19 protein-coding genes are annotated in these 25,992 nt (G+C 40.3%); 6 read left to right on the top strand and 13 right to left on the bottom strand.

The window, feature by feature from the left end:
- Positions 1-3: 3 nt before the first annotated feature.
- The gene (locus ABH008_RS03340; protein WP_347988457.1) at positions 4-651 is read right to left on the bottom strand and encodes an HAD-IIIA family hydrolase; all 648 of its coding nucleotides are present in this window, start codon (positions 649-651) and stop codon (positions 4-6) included.
- Positions 635-1,597, bottom strand: coding sequence for a 23S rRNA pseudouridine(955/2504/2580) synthase RluC (gene rluC, locus ABH008_RS03335; protein ID WP_347988456.1), 963 nt, complete (start codon positions 1,595-1,597; stop codon positions 635-637). The genes ABH008_RS03340 and rluC overlap by 17 nt, the downstream gene beginning before the upstream one ends.
- 416 nt (positions 1,598-2,013) lie before the next feature.
- Here rluC and ABH008_RS03330 point away from each other — a divergent pair, with 416 nt between their 5' ends.
- Together ABH008_RS03330 and ABH008_RS03325 are read left to right on the top strand one after the other, a co-directional pair.
- On the top strand, positions 2,014-4,341 hold the full coding sequence (locus tag ABH008_RS03330; RefSeq protein ID WP_347988455.1) for an Rne/Rng family ribonuclease: 2,328 nt from the start codon (positions 2,014-2,016) through the stop codon (positions 4,339-4,341).
- Between the two features lie 298 nt (positions 4,342-4,639).
- The gene (locus tag ABH008_RS03325; RefSeq protein ID WP_347988454.1) at positions 4,640-6,664 is read left to right on the top strand and encodes a hypothetical protein; all 2,025 of its coding nucleotides are present in this window, start codon (positions 4,640-4,642) and stop codon (positions 6,662-6,664) included.
- A gap of 125 nt (positions 6,665-6,789) precedes the next feature.
- Here the strand turns inward: ABH008_RS03325 and ABH008_RS03320 are convergent, their stop codons facing one another.
- The 8 genes from ABH008_RS03320 to ABH008_RS03285 form a co-directional block, all read right to left on the bottom strand.
- Complete coding sequence (locus tag ABH008_RS03320; protein WP_347988453.1) at positions 6,790-7,521, bottom strand: class I SAM-dependent methyltransferase; 732 nt, start codon at positions 7,519-7,521, stop codon at positions 6,790-6,792.
- Positions 7,522-8,083: 562 nt separating this feature from the next.
- Positions 8,084-9,379 (bottom strand): citrate synthase, encoded by a 1,296-nt coding sequence (gene gltA, locus ABH008_RS03315; RefSeq protein WP_347988452.1) that lies wholly within the window; start codon positions 9,377-9,379, stop codon positions 8,084-8,086.
- A gap of 219 nt (positions 9,380-9,598) precedes the next feature.
- Positions 9,599-10,318, bottom strand: coding sequence for a phosphate signaling complex protein PhoU (phoU, locus tag ABH008_RS03310; RefSeq protein ID WP_347988451.1), 720 nt, complete (start codon positions 10,316-10,318; stop codon positions 9,599-9,601).
- Between the two features lie 15 nt (positions 10,319-10,333).
- Positions 10,334-11,167, bottom strand: coding sequence for a phosphate ABC transporter ATP-binding protein PstB (gene pstB, locus ABH008_RS03305; protein ID WP_347988450.1), 834 nt, complete (start codon positions 11,165-11,167; stop codon positions 10,334-10,336).
- A 36-nt stretch (positions 11,168-11,203) separates the two neighbouring features.
- Entirely contained in the window at positions 11,204-12,856 is a 1,653-nt protein-coding gene (pstA, locus tag ABH008_RS03300) for a phosphate ABC transporter permease PstA (RefSeq protein ID WP_347988449.1), read from the bottom strand.
- On the bottom strand, positions 12,853-15,132 hold the full coding sequence (locus ABH008_RS03295; RefSeq protein WP_347988448.1) for an ABC transporter permease subunit: 2,280 nt from the start codon (positions 15,130-15,132) through the stop codon (positions 12,853-12,855). The genes pstA and ABH008_RS03295 overlap by 4 nt, the downstream gene beginning before the upstream one ends.
- 211 nt (positions 15,133-15,343) lie before the next feature.
- Positions 15,344-16,333, bottom strand: a complete 990-nt coding sequence (locus ABH008_RS03290; RefSeq protein ID WP_347988447.1) for a phosphate ABC transporter substrate-binding protein PstS family protein — start codon at positions 16,331-16,333, stop codon at positions 15,344-15,346.
- Positions 16,334-16,457: 124 nt separating this feature from the next.
- Positions 16,458-16,979, bottom strand: coding sequence for a dihydrofolate reductase (locus tag ABH008_RS03285; protein ID WP_347988446.1), 522 nt, complete (start codon positions 16,977-16,979; stop codon positions 16,458-16,460).
- Positions 16,980-17,033: 54 nt separating this feature from the next.
- Between ABH008_RS03285 and ABH008_RS03280 the strand changes: the two genes are divergently transcribed.
- From ABH008_RS03280 to lspA, 4 genes are all read left to right on the top strand, one after another.
- The gene (locus ABH008_RS03280; RefSeq protein ID WP_347988445.1) at positions 17,034-18,047 is read left to right on the top strand and encodes an asparaginase domain-containing protein; all 1,014 of its coding nucleotides are present in this window, start codon (positions 17,034-17,036) and stop codon (positions 18,045-18,047) included.
- Between the two features lie 222 nt (positions 18,048-18,269).
- Positions 18,270-19,067, top strand: coding sequence for an RMD1 family protein (locus ABH008_RS03275; RefSeq protein ID WP_347988444.1), 798 nt, complete (start codon positions 18,270-18,272; stop codon positions 19,065-19,067).
- Between the two features lie 195 nt (positions 19,068-19,262).
- Positions 19,263-22,094 (top strand): isoleucine--tRNA ligase, encoded by a 2,832-nt coding sequence (gene ileS / locus ABH008_RS03270; protein ID WP_347988443.1) that lies wholly within the window; start codon positions 19,263-19,265, stop codon positions 22,092-22,094.
- Positions 22,087-22,563 carry a signal peptidase II gene (gene lspA, locus ABH008_RS03265; protein ID WP_347988442.1) on the top strand — a complete coding sequence of 159 codons (477 nt, stop codon included), beginning with the start codon at positions 22,087-22,089 and terminating at the stop codon, positions 22,561-22,563. Before ileS ends, lspA begins: the two co-directional genes overlap by 8 nt.
- A 118-nt stretch (positions 22,564-22,681) precedes the next feature.
- Here lspA and ABH008_RS03260 read toward each other — a convergent pair whose 3' ends face one another.
- From ABH008_RS03260 to ABH008_RS03250, 3 genes are all read right to left on the bottom strand, one after another.
- Entirely contained in the window at positions 22,682-23,077 is a 396-nt protein-coding gene (locus ABH008_RS03260) for a hypothetical protein (RefSeq protein ID WP_347988441.1), read from the bottom strand.
- A gap of 279 nt (positions 23,078-23,356) precedes the next feature.
- Positions 23,357-24,004: a hypothetical protein gene (locus ABH008_RS03255; protein WP_347988440.1), complete on the bottom strand. Its 648-nt coding sequence runs from the start codon at positions 24,002-24,004 to the stop codon at positions 23,357-23,359.
- A 219-nt stretch (positions 24,005-24,223) separates the two neighbouring features.
- On the bottom strand, positions 24,224-25,921 hold the full coding sequence (locus ABH008_RS03250; protein ID WP_347988439.1) for a glycosyl hydrolase family 17 protein: 1,698 nt from the start codon (positions 25,919-25,921) through the stop codon (positions 24,224-24,226).
- Positions 25,922-25,992 lie beyond the last annotated feature (71 nt).

Here is a 25,992-nt window from a genome sequence, read left to right as displayed (position 1 = left end):
CCCTTATAAAAATTCCAGTAAATCAGTTGGATAACTCAAACACATCAGTGGCTGATAGTGTTGTAAAATCTCAGCCGAGTGCGCTCCACAAGTAACGCCAATGGCAGCAATACCGGCATTCATCGCCATTTGCAGATCATGTACTGAGTCGCCCACCATTAGAACGCGTTGCTTATCAACACCGAGTTCGCTAATAATTTGATTAATCATTAATGGATTTGGTTTAGATTCTGCTTGATCAGAGCTACGAGTCGCCGCAAATAAATCTGCTAGTTCAGTAGCTACCACAGCCTGAGCAAGTCCTCTGGACTTTTTACCAGTGGCAATTGCCAACTGATAGCCATTGACTTTAAATTGTTGCAACATTTCATAAACACCCGGAAACAGATCTGCTCGACTGATGTCTTTAGAAAAAAAAGTCTGTGCATAGTCTGCAACTATTTTCTCTCGTAGTGAGTCATCAATGTCTGGAAATAATTGCGTTATGGCTTTCTCAATGCTCAGACCGATAATATCTTTTGCAGCCTGAACATCAGGTACCCGACAATGGTGACGAATAGCTGCTTGCTGTATGCAGTAGACTATCCAATCCACAGAATCAATAAGGGTACCATCCCAATCGAAGATAATTAAATCAAAGCGGTTTTTCATTTTGCAGTAAAAGTTGTAATTCCTCAGGTAAGGGTGCAATAAAACTGAGTGGCTGCCCAGTAACAGGATGGGCAAACTGTAATTGCTCGGCATGTAAAAACAATCGTTTATAACCACGATTTTTAAACAATTTATTAATAGCATTTTCACCATAACGGTCATCTGCAATAATTGGATGACCGAGCCAGGCAGCATGAACCCGTATTTGATGAGTACGCCCCGTTTTTGGAGCCGCATGAACGAGTGTTGCATCCTGAAACTGTGTTAAACGCGTAAATAAAGTTTCTGCAGATTTGCCTGCCTGACTGACTATCACCATTCGTTCGCCTCCTTGCTGGGTGTTTTTGAGCAATGGGACCTCAACTAATTGTTTCTTACGCTTAAACTGTCCTGCTAGTAAAGCCAAATATGTTTTATTGACACCATCACCACGAAACAGTTCGTGAAAAACTTTTAGAACTGCACGTTTTTTTGCAATTAATAAACAACCCGATGTTTCTTTATCCAGTCTATGAGCCAATTCAAGAAATTTTTGTTGTGGTCTAATTTGCCTCAGTGCTTCAATGATGCCTGAATTAACGCCACTACCACCATGGACCGCAAATCCGGCTGGTTTATTTAGCACAATAAAGCCTTCGTCTTCAAAAAGAATATGGTTTTCTAAACTAAATCTCAAGGTAGGTTGGATAATTATGCTCTCTTCCGATTTTTCAGCTACTCTTATTGGAGGAATACGAACAATATCCCCAATTGCCAGTTTATAGCTGACATCGGCCCGACCTTTGTTAACTCTTACTTCACCTTTTCTTACCAAACGGTATATCCGTGTTTTCGGAACACCCTTAAGGTACGAGATCAGGAAATTATCGAGTCGCTGTTCGCTATTTGCCTCACTGATTTCCAGCCACTGGACTTGAGGATTGCTCTTATTTTCTGAACTATTCATGCTGTAAATGATAACAATATATTGGCTATAGTGGTTTAAAATTGCTGCTATTAGCAAAGATTGTTATATTAGAGGGGTTTATCTGCTGATAGACTAGACGATAAATAAATTATACGCTAATGGTTGTGACGATTTACGTCTGACAGCCAAAAGAATTTTTTAGGGTTTTATCACTCAACCCATGATGAGTGACCTGCATCCTTTGTATAGAGTTCGGTATAACAGATTCCCTCTATTTGAAATGCCACACCCGGAAGATCCGCTACATGCTGCTTTTAAACATCAATCTGCGATTACCGTTTTCAATCAGTCTGGCTATTCAAATGCATAATGTTGGGAAACAACGCCGCCTTTATCCGCGACAACCAAACCTGTATTAACTCTACGTAGGATACAAAGAACAACAAGGATAAATAATGAAAAGAATGCTTATCAATGCCACGCAGCCTGAAGAGCTACGTGTCGCTTTGGTAGATGGTCAGAAATTGTACGATTTTGACATCGAAGTACCTTCAAAAGAACAAAAAAAATCTAATATTTACAAAGGGATAATTACAAGAGTAGAACCAAGTCTTGAAGCTGCTTTTGTAAATTACGGCGCTGAAAAACACGGATTCTTACCCTTCAAAGAAATTTGTCAGCAATATCGCGTTGGAGACGGTGAAGACAGTAAATCTTCGTCTAAAAACAACATACGCGAAGGCCAGGAAATAGTTGTACAAATTGAAAAGGAAGAACGCGGCAATAAAGGAGCGGCGCTGACTACCTATATTAGTCTTGCAGGCACTTATTTGGTGTTAATGCCTAATAATCCCAAAGCAGGTGGAATTTCAAGACGTATAGAGGGTGATAATCGTAACGAATTACGTGAAACCATGTCGGCTTTGGAAATTCCAGATACCATGGGCTTAATTATTCGTACTGCGGGCTCTGACAAGAATGTAGAAGAATTGCAATGGGACTTGAATTACCTGTTACAACTTTGGGAAGCCATAGATCGTTCCAGTAGCGAACAAACGGCACCTTTTCTGATTTTTCAGGAAAGTAATGTCATCATCCGCGCCTTACGGGATCATTTAAGGGGTGATATTGATGAAATACTAATAGATCAGGAAGGTGCATTTAAGTTAGTGCATAACTTTCTGAAACAGGTGATGCCGCATAATTTGCATAAAGCCAAACAATATCAGGATAGCGTACCGTTGTTTAGTCGCTACCAGATTGAAACTCAGATCGAAATGGCTTACAAACGAGAAGTCACCCTGCCCTCAGGCGGATCTATTGTAATCGATCATACCGAAGCATTGACCTCGGTCGACATCAACTCTGCACGCGCAACTAAAGGTAGTGACATAGAAGAAACTGCGTTAAACACCAATTTAGAAGCGGCGGATGAAATAGCTCGGCAACTTCGTTTGCGTGATTTGGGCGGCTTATTCGTCATCGATTTTATCGATATGATGTCAAACAAAAATCAAAGAGAAGTTGAAAATCGTTTACGTGATGCACTAAAAATTGATCGTGCACGTATCCAAACTGGACGTATTTCACGTTTCGGCTTAATGGAAATGTCTAGACAACGTTTACGTCCTTCATTGGGTGATTCAACTCAGCTCACGTGTCCGCGCTGTAAAGGACAAGGTACGATTCGTAATGTAGAGTCAGTTACCCTAGCTGTGTTACGGTTAATCGAAGAAGAAGCCATGAAAAAGGGCACTGAACGAGTTATCGCACACTTACCAATCGACTGCGCAACTTTTCTCTTAAATGAAAAACGCGCTGCTATTCAAGAATTAGAAGCTCGTTTGCGAGTAGGCGTTGTGGTATTGCCCAGCAGACATTTGGAAACTCCTGCCTATGACATTGAACGCATTAAGACTCTTGAAGGTCTTGAAGATAAAGCCAGTCATCTACATATTAAAGAAGATGAAATCAGTGTTCCAGAATTTGCCAAACAAACAAGCCAGAAATTTGAGCGCGCAGCAGTTAAAGAGTTCTTACCCGATGCTCCCGCGCCGGTACAGAATAAAAAATCCTCCACCAGCCTTATTCAACGCTTCTGGCAGCGTTTAATTGGACGTTCGACACTTGCCGAAAACTCTGCGATTGCAGAGGCTGCTAGCAAACCCGAAGACAGACCTAAAAACAATCGGAATAAAGATAGAAATAAAGATAGAAATGGAACCGGACGTAATTCTCGCCGCAATAACAAGCGTAACCCGAATACAAATCCAACCACAGAAACAACGACTAACACTGACGATTTCAAACCAACCAGCGAAAGCGAAAATTCGTCAGAAAATATAGTTAAAAAATCAGGCACCCCCCAAGAACGCCCTCAACAAGAGCGTACTGCCAGACGTGGACGCAATCGTCGCCGTTCATCTCGCAATGGCGGAGAAAGAAAGTCTGAACCTGGCTCAGTTAATAGCGTAGAAAATACCGAACGACCTTCAGATACTCAATATGCAACAGAAGGCACGGAAAGAAGCCCGAAAATTCATAGCCCCGAGGTATCGTCACAACCTTTGCAAGCGAATAAAACCAACGAATCTGACAACACACATCGGGACAGAGTCGCTGTTTCCGACTTCGAAAACAATACAACGCAGCGCCCCCAGCAAGCTCGTCCGTATGCGATGGATTTTGCAGAACGCAGTCAAAGAATAGAGCCCACCACTATTGATCATCATCATGATGACAGAGTAGGCTCAAAATCGAGTGCAAACTCAACTGAAGAATAATTCATATCTAAAGGGGTAACCTTTGCAGGGTTACCCCTCCTTTATCAAAATCTGTGCAACATATCTCACTTTTCTAAGAAGTTTCTGCCAAAAGCTTGATCTCTGACTAGACTCTATTGATAAACATGGCATTACTGTAGTAATTCAATGTTTGCATGTTGCCAACTTGAACAGCTGGTTGGCTATTTATTATCCCTCCTAATTGAAATATGGGGCTGTTATTAGACGCTGAAATCAGCGTGTTTATTTCGTTAACACCTCTTTGGTAGAGGTATTCGATTATTGGGATATAGAATTTATGAACAACCTTTTACAATCAAATAAGACTAAATTACTGTCTGCAATGCCTGCAGTAAAACGCTACGAATCAAGACTGGGCGCTTTAAACGACTGGTGGGGTAAAATAGCACTTATTGGCAAAATTAATAGTCATAATGTTGCTTCTACCATTCTAGACGACATGAGTCTTACTAAAGACAAGTTTGGTGAACTGCAACATAAACTTACTCACAACCTACTCATCGAGAATTTGCAAAAACTGGTGCTTGATAATGCCTCAAAAGCACAGGTAGTCATTGAGCTACTCATTCGCAATCTATTTGAGCGTACCGCTGATGTTGGTTTTTTAGCCACCGACGACGATATTCGCACCTTCTTATCCAGCAAAACTACTGATAGCACCCAAACGGAATATATCGAACTTCGCTTACAGGAGTATGTAAAAAAGTACAGTGTCTATGATGAAATAATTATTTTTGATAGCCAGGGAAACCTAAGGGCAAATCTAGACAAAAACAATGTTATCAACGAAATAGATGAAGCTCTAGTTAAAGAGACACTCACTACTCATAAAGAGTATATCGAAACCTTCAGATATTCCAGCCTTCAAAGTGATCGCAATCATTCACTCATATATTCATGTCGAATTACTGCCACGGATCAACGTGATTCTACAACTTTAGGCGTTTTATGTTTATGTTTTCGGTTCGACAATGAAATGAATGGCATTTTTACAAACTTGCTGCCTAATGTCGAAGAGGGTGTACTGACAATATTGGGGACAGACAGCAAAGTGATTGCCAGCAGTGATCAAAGAGCCATCCCTATACAGGCATTAATCCCCTTCCACCATCCGGTAGAAATACTAAGCTATCAAGGCCAAGAATATATTGTTAACACTCGCAAGACTGAAGGCTATCAAGGCTTTAAAGGACTTGGCTGGCAAGGTCAAATGTTAACGCCATTACGAACAGCATTCACACGCCAAACCTCAGCGGCATCTAGAGCGGATTACGCAGACATTATGGAACAAGCCATTACATTTCCTAAAGAATTACGCGATATTCGACAAGCGTCTGCGGATATTAATGCGGACCTCGGATTACTCGTATTAAATGGTCAAATTACATCAGCACGAAAAAATGCGGCTGAGTTTATGCCGGTACTGGAAGCCATAAAACAAATTGGTTCCGATATTGCTAATATTTTTACCGAATCCGTGAATAGCTTACAGGAAATCACGGTAATGTCGTCACATCTTGATAACGCCGGATTTCTAGCCTCGCTTGCGGTCGATATCATGGATCGCAACCTGTATGAAAGAGCGAATGACTGTCGTTGGTGGGCTTTAACTTCGGCATTTAGACGTATTTTGGCACAAACCAGCGTTTCTACACAGGATAAAAACCAGATGTGTGAGATTTTGGCCTACATCAATAATTTGTACACGGTATACACTAATTTGTATGTATTTGACATAACAGGGGAAATTCTAGCCACATCCAATAACAATGAGCGCGGCATTATAGGCATGAAAGTGGCCGATAGCACAGGCGCAGCGAAAATACTGCAAAACTATGACAGCCAAGCTTATAGCGTATCTGCATTCGAATCGACTCACTTGTACCAAAATCGCTATACATATATCTATAATGCCAGCATTACACAAATAGAAAATCCGCAGGAAGTGTTAGGCGGTATTGGTATCGTTTTCGATAGCGAATTCCAATTTAAAGAAATGCTGTCAGAAATTTTACCCTGTGATGATAACGGAAATATATTGCCAGGTTGTTTTGCTGTATTCGCGGAGCGCAAAAAAAAGATTATTGCCGTCACGCAAAATTCAAATTTACAAGTGGGAGAATCTTTAAATCTTGATGACCATTTTTTCGCGATGAAAAATGGTCAACGTTGCTCGGAAATCATTCAATATCAAGAAATAAACTACGTTTTGGGTATCGCTGTATCACAAGGTTATCGTGAATATAAAACTTGTGATAATTACACAAATGATATTTTGGCATTTGTCTTTATCCCTTTTTAATAATGAGCATAGTTCTGTCACTAACATCTATCAACAAACTTAAGCGCAGAATTAGGCAAGTTTATTACAAATAATGGTTAACCAACTGACTGATGACTAGTATTTAACTACAATTTACGTACAGCTTATCTAGACTTTTTCCACAAATCTGCACTTTGAAAGCTTCCTATCGACTCAGATGACTTTTTCCCGATACACACAACGGTTTCTCCCAGCACAAATGGCCCAAATATGATTCTCATTGGAATCCAGAGAATGCTAGTGACAAGCTTTCTTAATCGGGTAGCGAATGAGGCAGCAGTAAAAATCTCTAATGTTGAAAACCCTGATTCCTGAAGAAGTAAAGGAAATTGCTCTAGTGAAATAGGTGATATATGCCGCTGAATAAGATAATTTTTTGCCCCAAACCCCCACAACTCTCCTTTCAAAAAAAACTTCACTCTACCTTCAAAAAAACCAATATTGGGTGTAGTTATAATTAATATTCCATCATTATTTAATAATGCAAAACACTGCTTTAAAAAAGCTCTAACGTCGTTTAGATGTTCAATCACTTCAGAGGCTATGATGCAATCAAAGCGCTGTTCACCAAAGAATAGAGAAAATTCCTTATTGAAATCACATTGCACATGAGAAACATCACTAATGGTTAAATGATTATCTAAATCTGCAGCAACAATTTTGTGGTAACCAATATCATGCAGACGCTCTATCATTGCCCCTGTATAAGCACCTAATTCAAGAATTGACTGATTAGGCACACAATATTTACAAACCATATCGGCAACCGCAACATGTGTACCTGGCGCTGCCGCAATACCTAGGCTTTTGTAACACTCATTTTGTTTTCTGAACATAATTACATTACCAAAAGTTAACATTGCTTAATATGTAGTGAGAGTCGTATTGGATAACCAACACTCTGATACTGTGTAACTGATTACTGAGTTTCGCTAATTATTCTAACAATCACAACCCACGCGCGCCCAAAGAAGAATAGATAAAATATAAACCTAACCTACTTCGATGAAAACGGTCTAATCAAGAAACACCTAAATGTATATAAATAATATGGCCTTTCTGAAATAGATTATAAACAATTAGTTTTCTATACTATCCCGGCATGGTACACGTAAATAACGGATTAGCAGAATTCTTGATAGTTTTAATATCCTTTCCCGCCGAAAACAATCAATCCATAATAAACAATCAATCGTAACTAGTTGCTTTTATTACCAACAAAACAACCCCATTGATGCTAAAGTTGTTGATAGCAACAAGCCTACACGAACATATTCACGCCACCCTCTGTCAGCAAGCCCAGCATCAAAAGCTGGGTTACTGATCAACTGGGTGTATAGTTTATAGCTAAACTACTTGTGTAACACTAGCAGCATGAAACTTAATTATTTTTCATACTTAACGATTTGAAATAGACAAAACATCACGCTTACCTACACCTTGATAAAGTTGACGAGGACGGCCTATTTTAAGTTCAGGATCAGCGATCATCTCATCCCACTGCGCAATCCAGCCAACAGATCTGGCCATAGCGAAAATAGCAGTAAACATATCGGTAGGAATACCTAACGCCCGTAACACAATCCCTGAATAAAAATCCACATTGGGATACAGTTTCCTCTCGACAAAATAGGGATCTTCCAGAGCAATGCGTTCCAACTCCATAGCTAATTTGAACAGTTTATTATCGTGTAAGTCCAATTCGTTCAATACTTCATAACACGTTTCCCGCATTAATTTTGCACGTGGATCGTAATTTTTGTAAACACGATGACCAAAACCCATCAAGCGAAACGAATCATTTTTATCTTTGGCCTTATTGACGAATTCGCCAATTCGAGACACATCACCTATTTCTTCTAACATATTTAACACAGCTTCATTTGCTCCTCCGTGCGCCGCCCCCCATAAGCATGCAATGCCTGCTGCCACACAAGCGTAAGGATTTGCACCACTGGAACCGGCTAAACGCACCGTTGAGGTTGAAGCATTTTGTTCATGATCTGCGTGCAAAATCAAAATCCTATCTAGGGCTCTGACCAACACCGGATTAGCCATATACTCATCACAAGGATCGCCCATCATCATGCGTAAAAAGTTTTCGGCATAACCCAATTTGCGCTTAGGATACATAAATGGCATACCAATACTGTATTTGTAACACATTGCTACTATGGTAGGCATTTTTGCAATCAAACGAATTGCTGATATATATCGATCCTCCTTACTAGTAATATCCATCACATCGTGGTAGAAAGCCGATAATGCGCCCACCACACCGACTAGCACAGCCATAGGATGAGCATCCCTACGGAAGCCACTGTAAAACCTGCTTAACTGCTCATGAACCATCACATGTTGACTTATGCTGGTGACGAAACCTTTCATTTCACCACCCTTAGGTAGCTCACCTTTCAGAAGTAGATAGCAGACCTCAAGAAAATCACATTTTTCCGCTAGTTGTTCAATCGGATAACCTCTGTACAATAATATGCCAGCTTCACCATCTATATAGGTGATTTTGGAAGTACAGCTTGCTGTAGACGTAAAACCAGGATCATAAGTAAATAATCCCGTCTCTGCATAGAGTCGGCGAATATCAATAACATCAGAGCCTAAAGTACCCGATAACACAGGCAGCTCATGCTGTTGATCCTGAAAGTCCTGTTGTAGGAAGATTTTTTTGTCAGCCATAAAAGTTCTCCCGTGAAATGGCGTTAAGTGACGACAAGCACCAGTATTCTAATCCATAATGCTGCCAAAAAATGTCTTAAAAAGTTAATAATCTATTTTGTCTTTATTGCAAAATGATCGAAGAAAGGAAAGGAGAGCGCTGGCCAAACACTCTGTTAACCCTTTCACTATAATTGGATATAAAAGCCCATTATTCCAGCTTAGTTCTCTAAAGAGTGTTTACCGAACAGTTTTGACAGTTTTTTCAAGTTCTTCTCGGCTGACATGCCTAACATCTTTGCCCTTAACCATATAAATAACATGCTCACAAACGTTACAAGAATGGTCGCCTATACGCTCCAGCGCTCTGGCAGTCCATAACATATCTAACGCCCGCGTGATGTTTCTAGGGTTTTCCATCATTTGAGTAATTAGTTGCCGAGTGATACTTGTGTATTCTCTATCAACCTTAGCATCTTGTGCGGTAATTTCTATAACTTCCTCAACATCAGACCTTGCATACGCATCTAGCGCGCCATTAAGCATGTCTCTAACCAGTTCCAGAAGATGCTCAATTTCGTAATATTTATCCTGATAATAATCAGATCCCTCAAGACGCATAGTCATACGCGCAATTCTAGCGGCTTCATCGCCAATGCGCTCCAGATCAGTGATGATTTTAATCGTGGCAATCAACATACGAAGATCAAATGCTGCAGGTTGACGCTTAGCCATAATTTCTGTGCATTCATGATCAATGTTTTTTTCCAGCTCGTTTACCAGTTGATCTTGTTGCACCACAGTTTCTGCACTCTCCATGTCGTAACCCATAAAAGCTTTTGTTGCCAGATCAACTTGTTGCTCTACCAATCCACCCATAGCTAAAACTTTGTTACGAATGTCCTCCATCTCCTCATTGAATTGGCGGGAAATGTGTTGTTTAATTTTATTACTGTCCATCAAGTTGTCTCCTAATTAACCGTAGCGACCAGTGATATAATCTTCGGTTTGTTTTTTGACTGGATTGGTAAACAGTTCACTCGTTTCACCAAATTCAATCAACTCACCCATATACATAAATGCTGTATAGTCAGAAACTCGAGCAGCTTGTTGCATATTATGTGTCACGATAACTATAGTATATTGATCCTTTAACTCATTGATTAATTCTTCAATTTTCAAGGTTGAAATAGGATCTAAGGCCGATGCTGGCTCGTCAAGCAATATAACTTCCGGTTCAATGGCAATTGCTCTAGCAATAACTAATCGTTGCTGTTGACCACCAGACATGCCTAGCGCATTATCATTCAAGCGATGCTTAACTTCATCCCATAATGCAGCTCCACGTAGGGACTTTTCAACAACTTCATCCAGAATTTGCCTATCATTTATACCCTGAATTCTTAAACCATAAGCAACATTCTCATAGATAGTTTTAGGGAATGGGTTAGGCTTTTGAAAAACCATACCAACGCGCCGGCGAAGAGCCGCGACATTGACTGATTTATCATAAATATCTTCGTTATCCAGTAAAATTTTACCTTTTATGGATACTCCATCAACTAGATCGTTCATTCTGTTGATACAGCGTAGTAAAGTGGATTTCCCACAGCCACTGGGGCCTATATATGCCGTAACTTTTTTTCTGGGCATTTCCATATTTACATTATGTAATGCCTGTTTATTGCCGTAAAAAAGATCAAGATTCTCAATCTTGATGCACGTTTCGATTTTCTCATCCGGTGATTTATCGTCACGATTCAAAGCGCTGATATTTATGCCGTGTGTGCGTATGGGTGCTGTTGTCATCGTATTGATCCAAGCGTATTGGGTAATGTAAGCAAGTTAATTTTCCAGAGCGCGATATTTTTCCCGCAGATTATTTCGGATGGTAATGGCAAACATATTAAGTCCAACAATAACCATTACCAGCAACAACGAAGTTGCATAAACCAAAGGACGCGCAGCCTCTACATTAGGGCTTTGGAAACCAACATCGTAAATGTGAAAACCAAGATGCATAAACTTTCTATCCAGATGCAGATACGGAAAGTTTCCATCTAAAGGTAAGGTTGGTGCGAGTTTAACCACACCCACCAACATAAGTGGTGCCACTTCACCGGCTGCACGAGCTACCGCAAGAATTAAACCAGTCATGATTGCAGGGCTCGCCATTGGTAAAATAGTGCGCCATAAAGTTTCTGCCTTGGTGGCACCCAAAGCCAAACTCCCCTCGCGTATCGACTTAGGTATCCGTGACAAACCTTCTTCAGTAGCCACTATCACTACGGGTAAAGTTAACAACGCTAATGTCAAGGCAGACCACAACAATCCTGGTGTGCCAAACACGGGAGCAGGTGCTGCTTCTGGAAAGAAAACCCGATCAATTCCACCACCGATAATATAGACAAAAAATCCCAAACCGAAAACACCATAAACAATTGACGGTACACCCGCAAGATTGTTTACTGCAATTCTAATAATACGTGTAATAAAACCTTGTTTGGCATATTCACGCAAATAAACGGCAGCAATAACACCGAAAGGAGTTACGACAACTGCCATTAATATCACCATTAGCACTGTACCGAATATGGCGGGAAAGATCCCACCTTCTGTATTCGCTTCGCGTGGATCTTCACTTATAAAAGCAATAAAGTTAGAAACATATTCGACACATTTGTCAAAAACACTCATTTGATTAGGATGTGTCAATTTAACGATTCTAGCAAATGGAATGTTTATTTCATGATGCTCAGCATCCGTAACTACAATGCTAAACCGTTTGAGCTCTTTAGTCAGTTGGTTTATTTGCTCTTGTAAAACTTTATATTCTTGCTCATAGGTTAATTTTTTTGTTGCAAACTCTTGTTGGTAGGTACTGTTCCATTGGTTTTTGAGTTCTAAACTACGTTGTTTTAAGCGTAAACGCTCCAGATTGTAATTTATGGCACCCACATGTTTATCTTGTAGTGCATCTATTTCTGCATGTAATTTTAATGCTGTTTCCAATTTTTCTTGAGCAAGTGTCCATGTTTGCTGGCCTTCAAGCAGTTTGCCATTTTCTTTTACTCCTAACAGTCTTCCATAAAAATTACCCCATTCCCTGCGTTCAACACTGATTAAGTCGTCAGGTGTTGATTGGTTGACTATATATTGATCTTGAATCCAGCGAAAATCACTACCAAGAATGTCGCGGTTACCGGTTTTAACCAGATGTTGAAGTAAATATTCCCCATTATCCAATACTTCATGCCCAGCCGCTCTTGCTTGAGCTGCTGCTAGCAACGAGCTTGCGACATCTTCACCGATAATTAATGTCTCCGGCGACTTTCCCTCCTGATAACGATATTCGACTATATCAGCAGGCCAAAAATGCCCAAGCCCCCTAACGGCAATCAAAGTTAAAAGACCTATTACCAATATCAGGTTAATACTGACTGCTGCGCCGGTCATCCATATCCACGGCAAACCACTTTTAAACCATGCTTTAATCATAATGAACTGTATTTTTGTCTTAAATTCTGACGGACTATCTCGGCCAAGGTATTTACGATAAAGGTAAACATAAATAGAACTAAAGCCGCAAAAAACAATACCCGATAATGTGTGCTGTTCACTTCAGCTTCCGGCATTTCCACTGCAATATTGGCAGACAAAGTGCGCAAACCCTGAAAAATACTTAAATCCATCACTGGCGTATTTCCGGTAGCCATAAGCACAATCATGGTCTCGCCAACAGCCCGACCAAAACCAATCATAATTGCCGAGAATATGCCAGGGCTAGCAGTCAATAACACCACTTTAATCATGGTTTGCCAAGGGGTTGCCCCTAAAGCTAAAGAGCCTGTCGTCAGATGTTTGGGTACACTGAATATTGCATCCTCAGCAATTGAAAATATCATGGGTATTACTGCAAATCCCATTGCCAAACCAACTACCAGTGTATTACGCTGATCGTAGCCAATACCATATGTACTACTCATCCAATTGCGTAAATCGCCATTGAAGAACAGATTATCGATGCCAGGACTGAGTTGAAATGCCAACAAACCACTAAAAATAACCACAGGTATTAACAATAGAAAATCCCAACCTTCAGGTATTTTATCTCTATAGCTTTTAGGTATAGTTTGCCAAACATAAGAAAAAATCATCACCCCTAAAGGTACGAAGATGAGTAAGGTAAAAATACCCGTTAAATGCAATTCAATGAATGGTGCCAACCATAACCCGGCCAGAAAACCTAAAATTACTGTGGGTAAAGCCCCCATAATTTCAATACCCGGTTTAACGTATTGACGAATCTGCGGCGCCATAAAGTAGCCTGTATAAATCGCACCAAACAAAGACAGCGGCACGGCGACCAGCATGGCATAAAACGAGGCTTTGATGGTCCCGAAAACCAATGGAATTAAACTCATTTTCGGTTCGAAATCATTACTGGCGGAGGAAGATTGCCAAATATAATCGGGATGAGAATAACTTTCATACCAGACTTTTTGCCATAATGAGGACATTGACACTTCAGGATGTTCGTTTTCAACTGACCAGTAGTTAATGATGCCATCACTTGATTCCATCAGAAATGCATTAGCGCGAGGCGACAAGGTCAATGCCAATGGCGTTCCTTGCGTCACTTGCTCTTTGATCAATTCCCGTTCTGCGGTGGTATTATAAATGCCAATATTACCCTTGGCATCGGCGACCAGCATACCTTTGCGACGTTGTTCAGCATTGATAGCCACCACGGCTACATCCGATATTTTAAAAGCCCGCAATTTTTCCACATTAAAATGATTTTTTTCATCACGAATCATGCTCCATTGCGATAATAAACCGCTACTATCACCAATCAGTAATGAAATATCTCCATTCAAAAACTCCATGGACGTGATAGTAGCGCCCTGATTAATAACATTGAGTTTATGTTTTAGAGTGGGTGTATTTTTATCCGCAATATCGATAATAGTGAGGTCACCTTGCTTATTGGCCAGATAGAGATTTTTTAGCTCTTTATCTACCAAAATAAAATCGACTACATTACCTACTTCAACGATTTCGGTTTCACTACGATCCAGGCTGGCTTCATCGTCAAAAAGCGAAGCTTTCTTACTCAAATTTGTTAACACAATGCGATTGTCACTGGTTTTTGCCACGACCACATTGTTTTTTTCGCTAAGCTTAACTTCAATTTTGCTTAACGCAGCACCTTTACTGTCTACTATAATCGGCTCTTTACCTAACGGATATTGTAGCGATGGCGTAATAGAGCGTTTGCCGGCGACAAACGATTGTCTGTAATCATGTTTAACAATCAGACAACGGCCATCTGACAGCCCATAAGCGACTATATCTTTGTCGTGGCTACCGTGGTTAAAACTAACAATTTGTACTTGGTCAGGAATCGGCAGCTTTTCAATTAAAATCGTGCTGCCATCGGCAACTTTGAAGAAAACTGCACTTCCGGTTTCAGTAAATCGTACCGCAATTTCGTTTTGTTCTTCCATACCCAAATGCAAAGTTTTACCAAGACTTATTTCAGGTACAGCGTAACGATTAACGGCTTCTGCATGCGCAGGCAATAAAAGTGGAAAAACCACATACAACAAATAAAAAAATATTAAAACTATAGCAAGGATAATGCTTAAACCGCCAGCCGTTACAAAATAAGTAGCTAACTTATCCTTTAAAAGCCGCCAGCGTTGGTGGCGATCGCTTTTAGCGTTGTGTATTAGCGAAGTGTATATCGGTGTTGAGAGTTCTTCAGACATAATAAATAGTCATAAGTAATCGTTTCGCCATTGTGCCGAAGCACGACGTTATAATAGAAAAGCTGACGACAACACTCGCAGTCATCAGCTTTAGTATACCAAAATCAGATTTATAGAGTCTCTGTGGGATAGAAACTCAGGATTTGACCTAGCCATCCTTTGCTGCATCCTTGCAAATTACTCCCTTTTTATCATCCTTGTTTATATAAAACTATTGGAGCAAGGTTAACGCTTTTTCTACGGCTTTGGCAGGTAATGGAATGTAACCATCTTTAATCACTACTTGCTGACCTGTTTTAGATAAAACCATTTTTAAAAATTCTTTTTCCAAAGGAGCCAATGACTCATTTGGTTTTTTATTGACATAGATATATAAGAATCTAGACAATGGATAAGCACCAGAGGTTGCATTTTCTGGCGTAGGTTCTATAAAAGGACTGCCTTCTTTGTGAGCAAGCGCCACCGCTTTAACACCAGAGGTTGAATAACCTATACCTGAATAGCCAATACCATTGGCTGAAGTAGTGATGCCCTGAACAACAGAGGCCGAACCAGGTTGTTCGTTAACATTGCTTTTGAAATCGCCTTTGCACAATGCTTCGTCTTTAAAGAAACCATAGGTTCCTGACACTGAGTTACGACCATACAATTGAATAGACTTGCTCGCCCACCCTCCAGTCAGACCCAGCTCCCCCCATGTAGTGACATCGTTAGCATAGCCACATTTACGGGTTGAAGACATAATGGCATCAACTTGTGGAATAGATAATCCTTTGATGGGATTGTCTTTATTCACAAAAACGGCCAAAGCGTCAATAGCGACAGGTATTGCGGTTGGTTTATAACCGTATTTACTTTCAAAGTCATCAATTTCATTATCTTTCATTTTGCGACTCATCGGCCCCAAATTAGCTGTACCTTCAGATAATGCGGGTGGAGCAGTTGACGAACCAGCAGCCTGAATTTGAATATTGACGTTTGGATAAATTTTACCAAATTCTTCAGCCCACAGCGTCATTAAGTTCGCCAAAGTATCTGAGCCTACGCTGGAAATGTTGCCAGAAATACCACTTGCCTGTTTATATTCAGGTAGAGAAGCGTCTAAAGTTGCAGGTACCGCTATTGCTGGAACTGATAGGATAGCGCCAGATAAAAATCCAAATCCAAGGATGAGCGATTTTAGCTGAAAGGTTTTTTTCATATAATTTCTCAAATAGTAAGAGTTTACAAAACTGAAGGGAATAGTGCCAAGCTTGAATGACAATAGTATGAATCAAATATTACAGTTTTGTGACAAAGATTAAATTTAGACACAAAACACCCCATTACAAACAGGTTTGACCTAAACATCCACCCATTTCACAGATACGCTCTAACTTTACAAAACTGTATGAAAAATCAACACTTGAATCATCATCTATCTGTTGATTATGTAATATGCGCCAATTTTTCTTGTCAATTTCAGGAAAAAAAGTGTCTCCAGCAAAGTGCTTATGTATCTCAGTTAAATACAAAAAATGTGCTTGGGCTAACATTGCCTGATATAGCGTCGCTCCACCTATCACAAACACCTCGGGTTTATCAGCACAATGGTTTAATGCACTGTCTATATCATTGAAAACCAGGCACCCGTTCGGTTGATAGCCGATTGTATTGCTAATGATAATATTTGTGCGGTTAGGCAAAGGACGCCCAATGGACTCAAAAGTTTTACGGCCCATCAAAACAACTGAGCCTAACGTGATTTTTTTAAAATGTTTTAAATCCGCAGACAAATGCCAGGGCATTTGTCCGTTTATACCAATAGCACGATTACTTGCCATGGCGACAATCAGTGAAATTTTCATAATTTGGGTTTATGATGCAGAGCTTTTCATTAGCCCTTCATCATACTATATACTATGAAAAATATTTTATTGGCTTTCACAGGCGGTACTATAGGATCGAAAGTGGCCGACAACTTTATAGATACAAACCCGCAGGCAGGCTTTAAATTATTAGAAATGTTTGCGGAACTCGATACCGACCCACTGTCTATTAATTTTAAAACCATACAACCTTTACAAATTCTCAGCGAAAACCTACATCCCCAGCATTGGCAACAAATTATTGCAGCTATAGAGGCCGAACAGCCTAATCAATTCGATGGTATTATTCTGACACATGGCACCGATACGCTTGCATTTAGTGCCGCTGCACTGGGGCTGTATTTTAATCAACTACAAATTCCCATGCTGTTGGTTTCTAGTGATTTACCCCTGGAAAATCCACTAGCCAATGGTTGGTCTAATTTTCATTGTGCCATCGAATTTATTCGTCGAATACCCCAGCCCGGCGTATTTGTAGCCTATCAAAATCAAGGACAACTTCCAACCATTTATCAGGCAACTCGTCTGGCTTCCTGTTTACAACTAAGCAGTGATTTCATCGGCATCCAGTCCCAAGTTTTTATGCACTTCGATGGTTGCAAATTTACGCCAAATGCATCCATACAACATAGTCCGCAAAAACCGATCAACCTGGAGGCAAAGTTTTCAGCCCGTATTCTGTTAATCACACCATACCCAGGTATAGATTACACACAATTTAAATTAGATCAGCTTGATGCGGTAATACACGACCTTTACCATTCGGGTACTGCCTGCATTTCTGGCTTATTCGGTGAAGAACATAATCTTCTTGCCTTTATCAAGCAGTGTCAGGCACATCAATTACCTGTCTATCTAGCACCCGCAATCCAGTCGGAAAATATCTACAGTTCAACCAAAGAATTATTAAACGCTGGCGCACAAATAATATGGAATATGTCTCTGGAGACCGCCTATGCTAAATTACTATTAGCTTATGGTAATTATGCTGATACCGAAGCAATTGTTGATTTTTTAAATACCAACATTGCTGGGGAACGGATTTGATTTTTTGTTCAGGTATTTATAATCCATGTTTCAGCAAGGTGTATACTCGGCAAGCAGGTTTCCAGAACAATCAACCCTCTTACTGGCTTATCTGACTGATAAAAAAGAATTTTTAACAATAAACCAAGCCTTTTTTGTAAATGGCAGCACCTTGTTTATTTAAATCATTGTATGAAAGAAATATATAAGCATTAATGCTTACAGAGACTAGAGTCTAATCATATGTCACAGAATCGAGCCATAAAACATTGCCTGACAGTTTGTCTTGCACAATCTTTCCGCTACACCGAACTACGAGAAAAATTGCTGGATAGTACTAGAGCTCAAGTATTTAGAAATGCGTTGATCATTGATTATAAAGGCGGATGCGCTATCATTTTTTCCTATGGTGTAGTCGTACACTGGAACATTAACCTTGATGATAGACGTGCATTGCAAATTTTATTATTAGAATATGCGGTTAAACCGGATTTGAATCCACAAGAAGATAATTTCAGTTACGAACTAGGTTGTGAGCATAATCGCTTTCAATATGATCATATTGAATTACAGTCCGGCGACTTTAAAGTTTTATTGGCCATGTCACATGCCTTGGCTCAATCGATTAAATTGGCTGCATTTGAAGGGCATGCTATTGATACCATACACGCAACTAGCCATTTACCTGAATCTTTAGCCCGCGAAGGAAAAATAAAACTCAACCGCAAGGCTATGGCTAAAATTCGCGGACAGCTATTTTTAACAAAAAGCGATATTATTCTAAATTACGATTTATTGGATACACCAGAATTCTTTTGGGAACACCCTGAGTATCAGAGCATTTATTCAATGGCTGCTAATTATCTGGAAATAACCCAACGTACTGATGTATTATCAAAAAAACTTGAAACCATACATGAACTCCTGGAAATGCTGGCCGACGAGCAAAAACATCTGCATTCTTCTGTACTAGAATGGATCATCATTTGGCTAATTGCTGTTGAAATTGGCATGTCAATTTTCAGCAAGTTAATGAAATAGCTTATTTTTATTTACATCTGAACCGTTTCCTTATCTGCAGTCTTTAATGACTTCTACAGTTGATGATATACTCACTTATTTTCATTTATTTTTTAAACTGACACAGCTAATCGTCACAAGCCTTTCCTATCAAGGCTGTGCATTTGTTTGTTAGTAATATCCTAACCTAGGTTAGAAAGCCGAGTAAAAAACAACATGACCTTAGATTATAAACAAACCCTAAATCTTCCCAATACTGAGTTTGCCATGAAAGCCAATCTCGCTCAACGTGAGCCGGAAATGCTGAAAAAATGGACGGATGCACAGTTGTATCAAAAAATTCGTAGCCATTGCCTTGGCCGACCCAAGTTTATTTTACATGATGGCCCTCCTTATGCGAATGGCGCTATTCATATTGGCCATGCTGTCAACAAAGTTCTTAAAGACATTATCATTAAATCTAAAACTCTGAGCGGCTTTGATGCACCTTACATCCCTGGCTGGGATTGTCACGGTTTACCTATAGAACTAATGGTAGAAAAATCAATAGGTAAAGCAGGCGTCAAAGTAAGCCCGGCACAGTTTAGAAAAGAATGCCGTGCTTATGCATATAAACAGGTCAATATTCAAAAATCCGAGTTTATACGTCTGGGTGTGTTGGGTGATTGGGACAATCCTTATTTAACCATGGACTTTTCTTTTGAAGCTAACATAGTGCGCGCACTCGGCAAAATTGCTAGCAAAGGTCATCTTAGCCAAGGCGCTAAACCTGTGCATTGGTGTACTGATTGCGGTTCTGCGTTGGCCGAAGCCGAAGTCGAATACGAAGAAAAACATTCTCCAGCTATTGATGTACGTTTTCAAGTAGTTGATGATCATGCTTTTATGGCTTGTTGTCATCATGCTCCCGAGCATGAAGGTAAAGGCCCCTTATCTGTAGTAATTTGGACAACTACTCCATGGACCTTACCGGCCAATCAAGCTGTCGCACTCAATGCAGACTTGGAGTATGCCATTGTACAATGCGATATTGAAGGTCGAACCGAGCGATTATTAGTTGCTGAGCAATTATTGAAAGAGGTGGTACTGCGCTATGGAATAGGTGAGCATCATATTATTGGTTACTGTAAAGGCAGTGCCTTAGAGCATCAATTGTTACATCACCCTTTTTACGATCGCCAAGTACCTATTATACTCGGCGACCATGTGACAACAGATGCAGGTACCGGCGCAGTACATACCGCACCTGGTCATGGCCAAGAAGATTATGTAGTGGGTATGAAATACAATTTACCGGTCGATAACCCAGTGGGTAGCAATGGTGTATTTCTACCCAATACTGAATTGTTTGCTGGCTTACACGTATTTAGCGCCAATGATAAAGTTTTAGAGGTACTGCGTGAGCGCGGAAAACTGATACATCACCATGCGTTGTTACATAGTTACCCCCATTGTTGGCGACATAAAACACCTATTATTTTTCGCGCAACTCCACAATGGTTTATTGCTATGGACAAGCAACAGCTACGTGATACCGCGCTTAATGAAGTTAAGCGGGTAAACTGGATACCCGAATGGGGACAGGCACGTATCGAAAGCATGATAAATAACCGCCCAGATTGGTGCATTTCCAGACAACGTACCTGGGGGGTACCGATTGCGTTTTTTATTCATCAAGAAACAGGTGAATTGCATCCACGCACGGCAGAAATAATAGAAACTGTCGCTAAACGTATTGAATTAAAAGGCATTGATGCTTGGTTCGAACTAGATGCAGCAGAAATTATTGGTGCGGACGCTGAACATTATCAAAAAATGACGGATACGCTGGATGTGTGGTTTGATTCGGGCGTCACGCATGCCGCGGTACTTGAAACTCGTGAAGAATTACGTTTTCCTGCCGATTTATATTTGGAAGGTTCAGATCAACATCGAGGCTGGTTTCAATCGTCACTGTTAACCTCTGTGGCCATGAATGATGTCGCTCCTTATAAAGAAGTTTTGACACATGGCTTTACCGTGGATGCCGATGGCAAAAAAATGTCAAAATCTAAAGGCAACGTAGTGTTACCACAAACTGTCATGAAATCGCTAGGTGCAGATGTGCTGCGTTTATGGGTGGCAGGCACAGATTACCGCGGCGAAATGTCTGTCTCTGAAGAAATTTTAAAACGCACCTCGGATGCTTATCGGCGTATACGTAATACAGCGCGGTTTTTACTGTCCAATTTGGACGGCTTTGATCCTGCACAGCATAAGGTTTCTTCTAGTGATATGTTGGCTCTTGATAGATGGGTCATTGATAAAGCTTGGCAATTACAAGAAGAGATTAAAGAAGCCTACCATCTTTACCAATTCCAAAATATATATCAAAAAATACTGAATTTTTGTACTATCGATTTAGGTGGTTTTTACCTGGATATTATTAAAGATCGTCAATATACAGCGAAAAAAGATTGTTTAGCTCGGCGTTCCGCGCAAACTGCAATGTATCATGTAATTGAAGCATTAGTGCGTTGGCTAGCACCGATCACCAGTTTCACATCAGATGAAATCTGGCAAGCAATGCCTGGAGAACGTGGCGAATCAGTATTTTTGGAAACTTGGTATAGCGAACTATACCCTTTGGATAAAGAAGCATTAATTACTCGCGCTACTTGGGAGACTGTCATGGCAGTTCGTACGGTAGTTAGCAAAGAACTTGAACAATTGCGCAGTAAAGCAGAAATAGGCTCCTCGCTCAATGCTAACGTAGAATTGTATTGCGATACGCATTATCTGACAGAGCTAAATAAACTTGGCAACGAACTGCATTTTGTATTGATCACTTCAAATGCAGCTGTTTCCGCGTTGGAGTTTTGTCCGGACAATGCAGTCAACACAGAGTTGGAGGGTGTTAAATTAATGGTGGGCGTTTCTGAATATACAAAATGCGTACGCTGTTGGCATCAACGCTATGATATTGGAGAGCATCCTGATCACCCTGAATTATGCGGACGCTGTGTAGAAAATGTGGTTGGAAACGGTGAGGAGCGTTACTATGCTTAAATGGTTATGGATTTCTTTGTTGACTTTAGGTTTCGATCAAGCAAGTAAAATAGCTATAGATAGCCATATGCAGTTATATCAGTCTATCAATTTATTACCATTTTTTAATCTTACCTATGTTCATAATACAGGGGCCGCATTTAGTTTTTTGAGTGACGCAGGCGGCTGGCAAAGGTGGTTATTTGCCAGTTTGGCAGTGATAATGAGTGGCGTCATTGGGGTTTGGTTATCACGTTTGCAAAAACATGAGTCTTTTATAGCTATTGCCCTATGCTTGGTATTAGGCGGGGCTGTTGGAAATCTTATAGACAGAATTGCATACGGCTATGTAATCGATTTTATTGAAGTTTACTATAAATCCTGGCATTGGCCTGCTTTTAACATAGCAGACTCAGTGATCTGTATTGGCGTGGGCTTGATGTTGCTGGAAAGTTTTGGCATTGGTCGTCAAAAAGACCTGGAAAGCTAATCAAAGTGTTTTTGCTTAGTGTAAGACAGGAATAAGCATTAAATAATTGTCTGACTGATGTCGGTATGCAAAAGCATACCGACAAATCTCATACTGAGTGAAACGCTATAACGGCATTTTAATTAACCACATGGTGTCCACGCTGTCTTAGGCAATTGCTATAAGCCCGTTTATATTGTTCTTCAGATTGAAAACCCTGCTTTGCGCCACCTCCAATACCCCCGGCTGCAGCACCGAGAGCAGCACCGACACCTGCATTCCCAACAGCAGCACCCACAGCAGCACCACCAGCAGCACCAAGCAATCCACCAACACCAGCACCAATCGCAGTTTCTTTAGCGCTACCGCCAGAAGCACTGCCCGCTAATTGTTGACATTCCGCCATATCTTGATTCAATCGCATGGCATTTGGATCGTTATAAGTATCAACTGTTGGTGTCCATCCCGTTTGAGAAGCGCATGCTGTCAACATTAAGCTAGCAATAATTGATATAGCATGAGGTATTTTTTTCATAATTGAACCTTTAAATATTAGTTTGTATTAATTTAGCCTTTCTTATTCAGCAAAAGCTAAATCCATTTAATGATATGAATAAAAGCGATAAAAACTGACTAAAAAATGGCCTTTATAATCGATAACAGCTCTGTTAAGGTATTGCTCCAGAAAAAATTAAATCTGACTGGTTTTCTAAAACTGCAATTATAAACCAATCAAACCTTGTTGCGAACAACTCTGAACGATGGCAATAGAGAGTATGACTTGCAAAAAATTGAATCAGCAGGGTTTACTATTCTAAACTTGCTCTGGCGATCCACCATCCATTATCGTGATAGCTTCATCACAAGAAATAGTTTCCTGACTACTATTTAATATATAGTGAGCTAACTTCGTAATGCGGCCCCAATTTTTAGGATTACTGATAAATTGAAAAGCCTGAACAAGCAATTCCAACATTTTATCTTCGCGCAATTCTTTAGCAGCAATAAACGCATCCAGATAAGTCTCTATTTTTTTCATATCCGTATAACCACCATAATTATATAAGGCCTTAGCGGTAAGCAAACTTGAGTTAAACATCTGATTATCGCGAATGGAAATATATTTGGCTTCAGCTAAAGGTCCAACCAACAAATTAATGACATCAGCTTCATAGGCTCGCTGACAACTATGTTGATCACTTCCTGAAATTTGAGAAAAACTTTCTACGATATCAATAGGGAAGTTTTGAATCAGATTACCATTCAAAACTTTAGCAAAAAACTGGCCGTCGGGAGAGGTAGCCCTTTTGACTAAAATTTCAAAAAAAACGGGTGGCAATTGTTTTTCCTGGTTTCCAATTTGGATAGAGACAGCATGACCTGCTTCGTGAAAGGCAGTTCGCCAGTTTAACTCAACTAAATCGATACTAACTGAGGTCGGTTTGTGGTAGTTCCGTTCCATGCGGCACTTCTTTAAAAAGATGCGGCCTAGGGGGCCGCACTAAGGAAGGATATTAAAACTCTTAACTCTAAGGAGAGGGAGCGCATACAAGAGTTGTGTATATATTAATCGCTGTGCAGCCCTTTGAATATGTGACAAATTGCCGCGTATACGAATTTTAGGCTAGTTAACGACCATACAATGGCTTTTTTATTATGAACCCGTCTATAAAAGCTTACTTTAGGCTTTAGCTTTCAGATCAATATTCCGCCAGAAAGCCAATGACAACACCAATAAACACGCCAACCAAGACAACAATTGCTGATTATGTAAAGTATACAGTAGTGCTACTGGCAGACCTTCAGAAAACCCTGGATGAGCTTGGATAAAATCACGACCATCCATAAAAGCCTTAATTTCTCCTAACAGCATGGCAACAACGGCAAAACTCAGAAAATAAGCAATTAACCGATCACGATGTGTATGTAAACTGCCTCCTGTGAGTTGATCAAAACTCAGCAAACGACTGTCAAAGCGTTGTTGTATAGCTAAAAATAACATTAAGCTCAATAAACCGATCACCGGTATCAAAAACTGTTCAACTGGAAAACTCAAATAGCGACCATTAACAGCCAGCCCATAGGTTTTATAAAGCGCTAAGCCAATAAAAAATAAATAAACTGTTCGCAATTGCTCTGCAAGTCTCAATGATTCACCATTGCCGATTAAAATGGCATGACTACGTTGCAGTAACAGCTTCCCCAAATAGGCATTGCTAATAATTAGCAGGATGGCATAGGCTCTCTGCCAGCCACTATAACTGGTATACCAAAGAAAATGTATCAAACTGATCAGGCAAACGCTCAACACTTGAGCCATGATCAAAAACAAAGCCCCCCGCCACATCGGCATCTCTACTAATTTTTTAAAATAGATAGCAACAATCAACAACCATAAAGCCGTCGCTTCCAGAAAATGCCATAACCAATTTGGGTTTTCAGTAACAGGGCCTGTCAGCGGAAAAACAGCTTGACGGTCAGCAGAAAACAAACCCCAATTGGCTCCAACCACGCCTTCCAGATTACTTTTCCAAGGCTGATTGAAGGCCTCCACAATGTTATAATCAAAACCATGATGATTTGCGATCTGTATCATACCCCGAATATATTTGGCCGCATTAACTACACTGGGCAAAGCCATACCTCGTTCACGCCCAGTGCTTGGCCAGCCAGATTCACCGATCAAAATGGGTTTGCCAGGAGCAATTCCCCGCGCTTCGTCTTCAACCTGCTTAACAATTTTTTCCAAATGATCTGAAGCAGATTCGACAGCGATAGGCTCATCTTCCCAATAAGGTAAAATATGTATGGTTATGAAATCAACTTCTTGAATTAATTTGGGATATTTCATATACATAGACCAAACATCAGCATAGGATACCGGTTGTTTAACAGCACGTTTTACTTCGCGGATATAACCAATCAACCTATCTACATCCATATCTCCGCGCAGTAATACCTCATTACCGACCATGACTCGTTTGACCACATCTGGATGCTCATTGGCAGATTTGATCAACGCATCGACTTCTTTGCGATTATTTGTCAGACTATAGCCTAACCAACCACCTTGAATCATACTTAGACCATATTTACGCGCAAGTTCGGGAGTAGGTTCCATCCCTCCGAGGCTAGAATAAGTACGAATGCTTTCGGTTTTATCTGCCAATAAGCGTATATCTTCTTCTATATGCTCAGGTAAGGGCGAAACTTCCTCCAACGGACTAAATCCTTCCCTAAAAGGCGCAAAAGACAGACTTCTTAGTTTACCGGCAGGCACATCTATTCCAGCATCTTGCGGCTGATTGTGATACCAACTGAAAAATGCGTGAACTAATAGGATCAGAAAAATACTAAATAACAATCTAACATTATGCATAGGTTCAGTTAATTATGTGGTGTTGGTGTGTATGGCTCGTTATAATTTATAGATTGATTATAAGCGCCATT

Source organism: Methylomonas sp. AM2-LC (assembly GCF_039904985.1).
In the GTDB taxonomy this organism is placed as follows: domain Bacteria; phylum Pseudomonadota; class Gammaproteobacteria; order Methylococcales; family Methylomonadaceae; genus Methylomonas.
The sequence above is the reverse complement of the archived record's forward strand: the minus strand, read 5'-3'. Positions and strand labels throughout refer to the sequence as shown.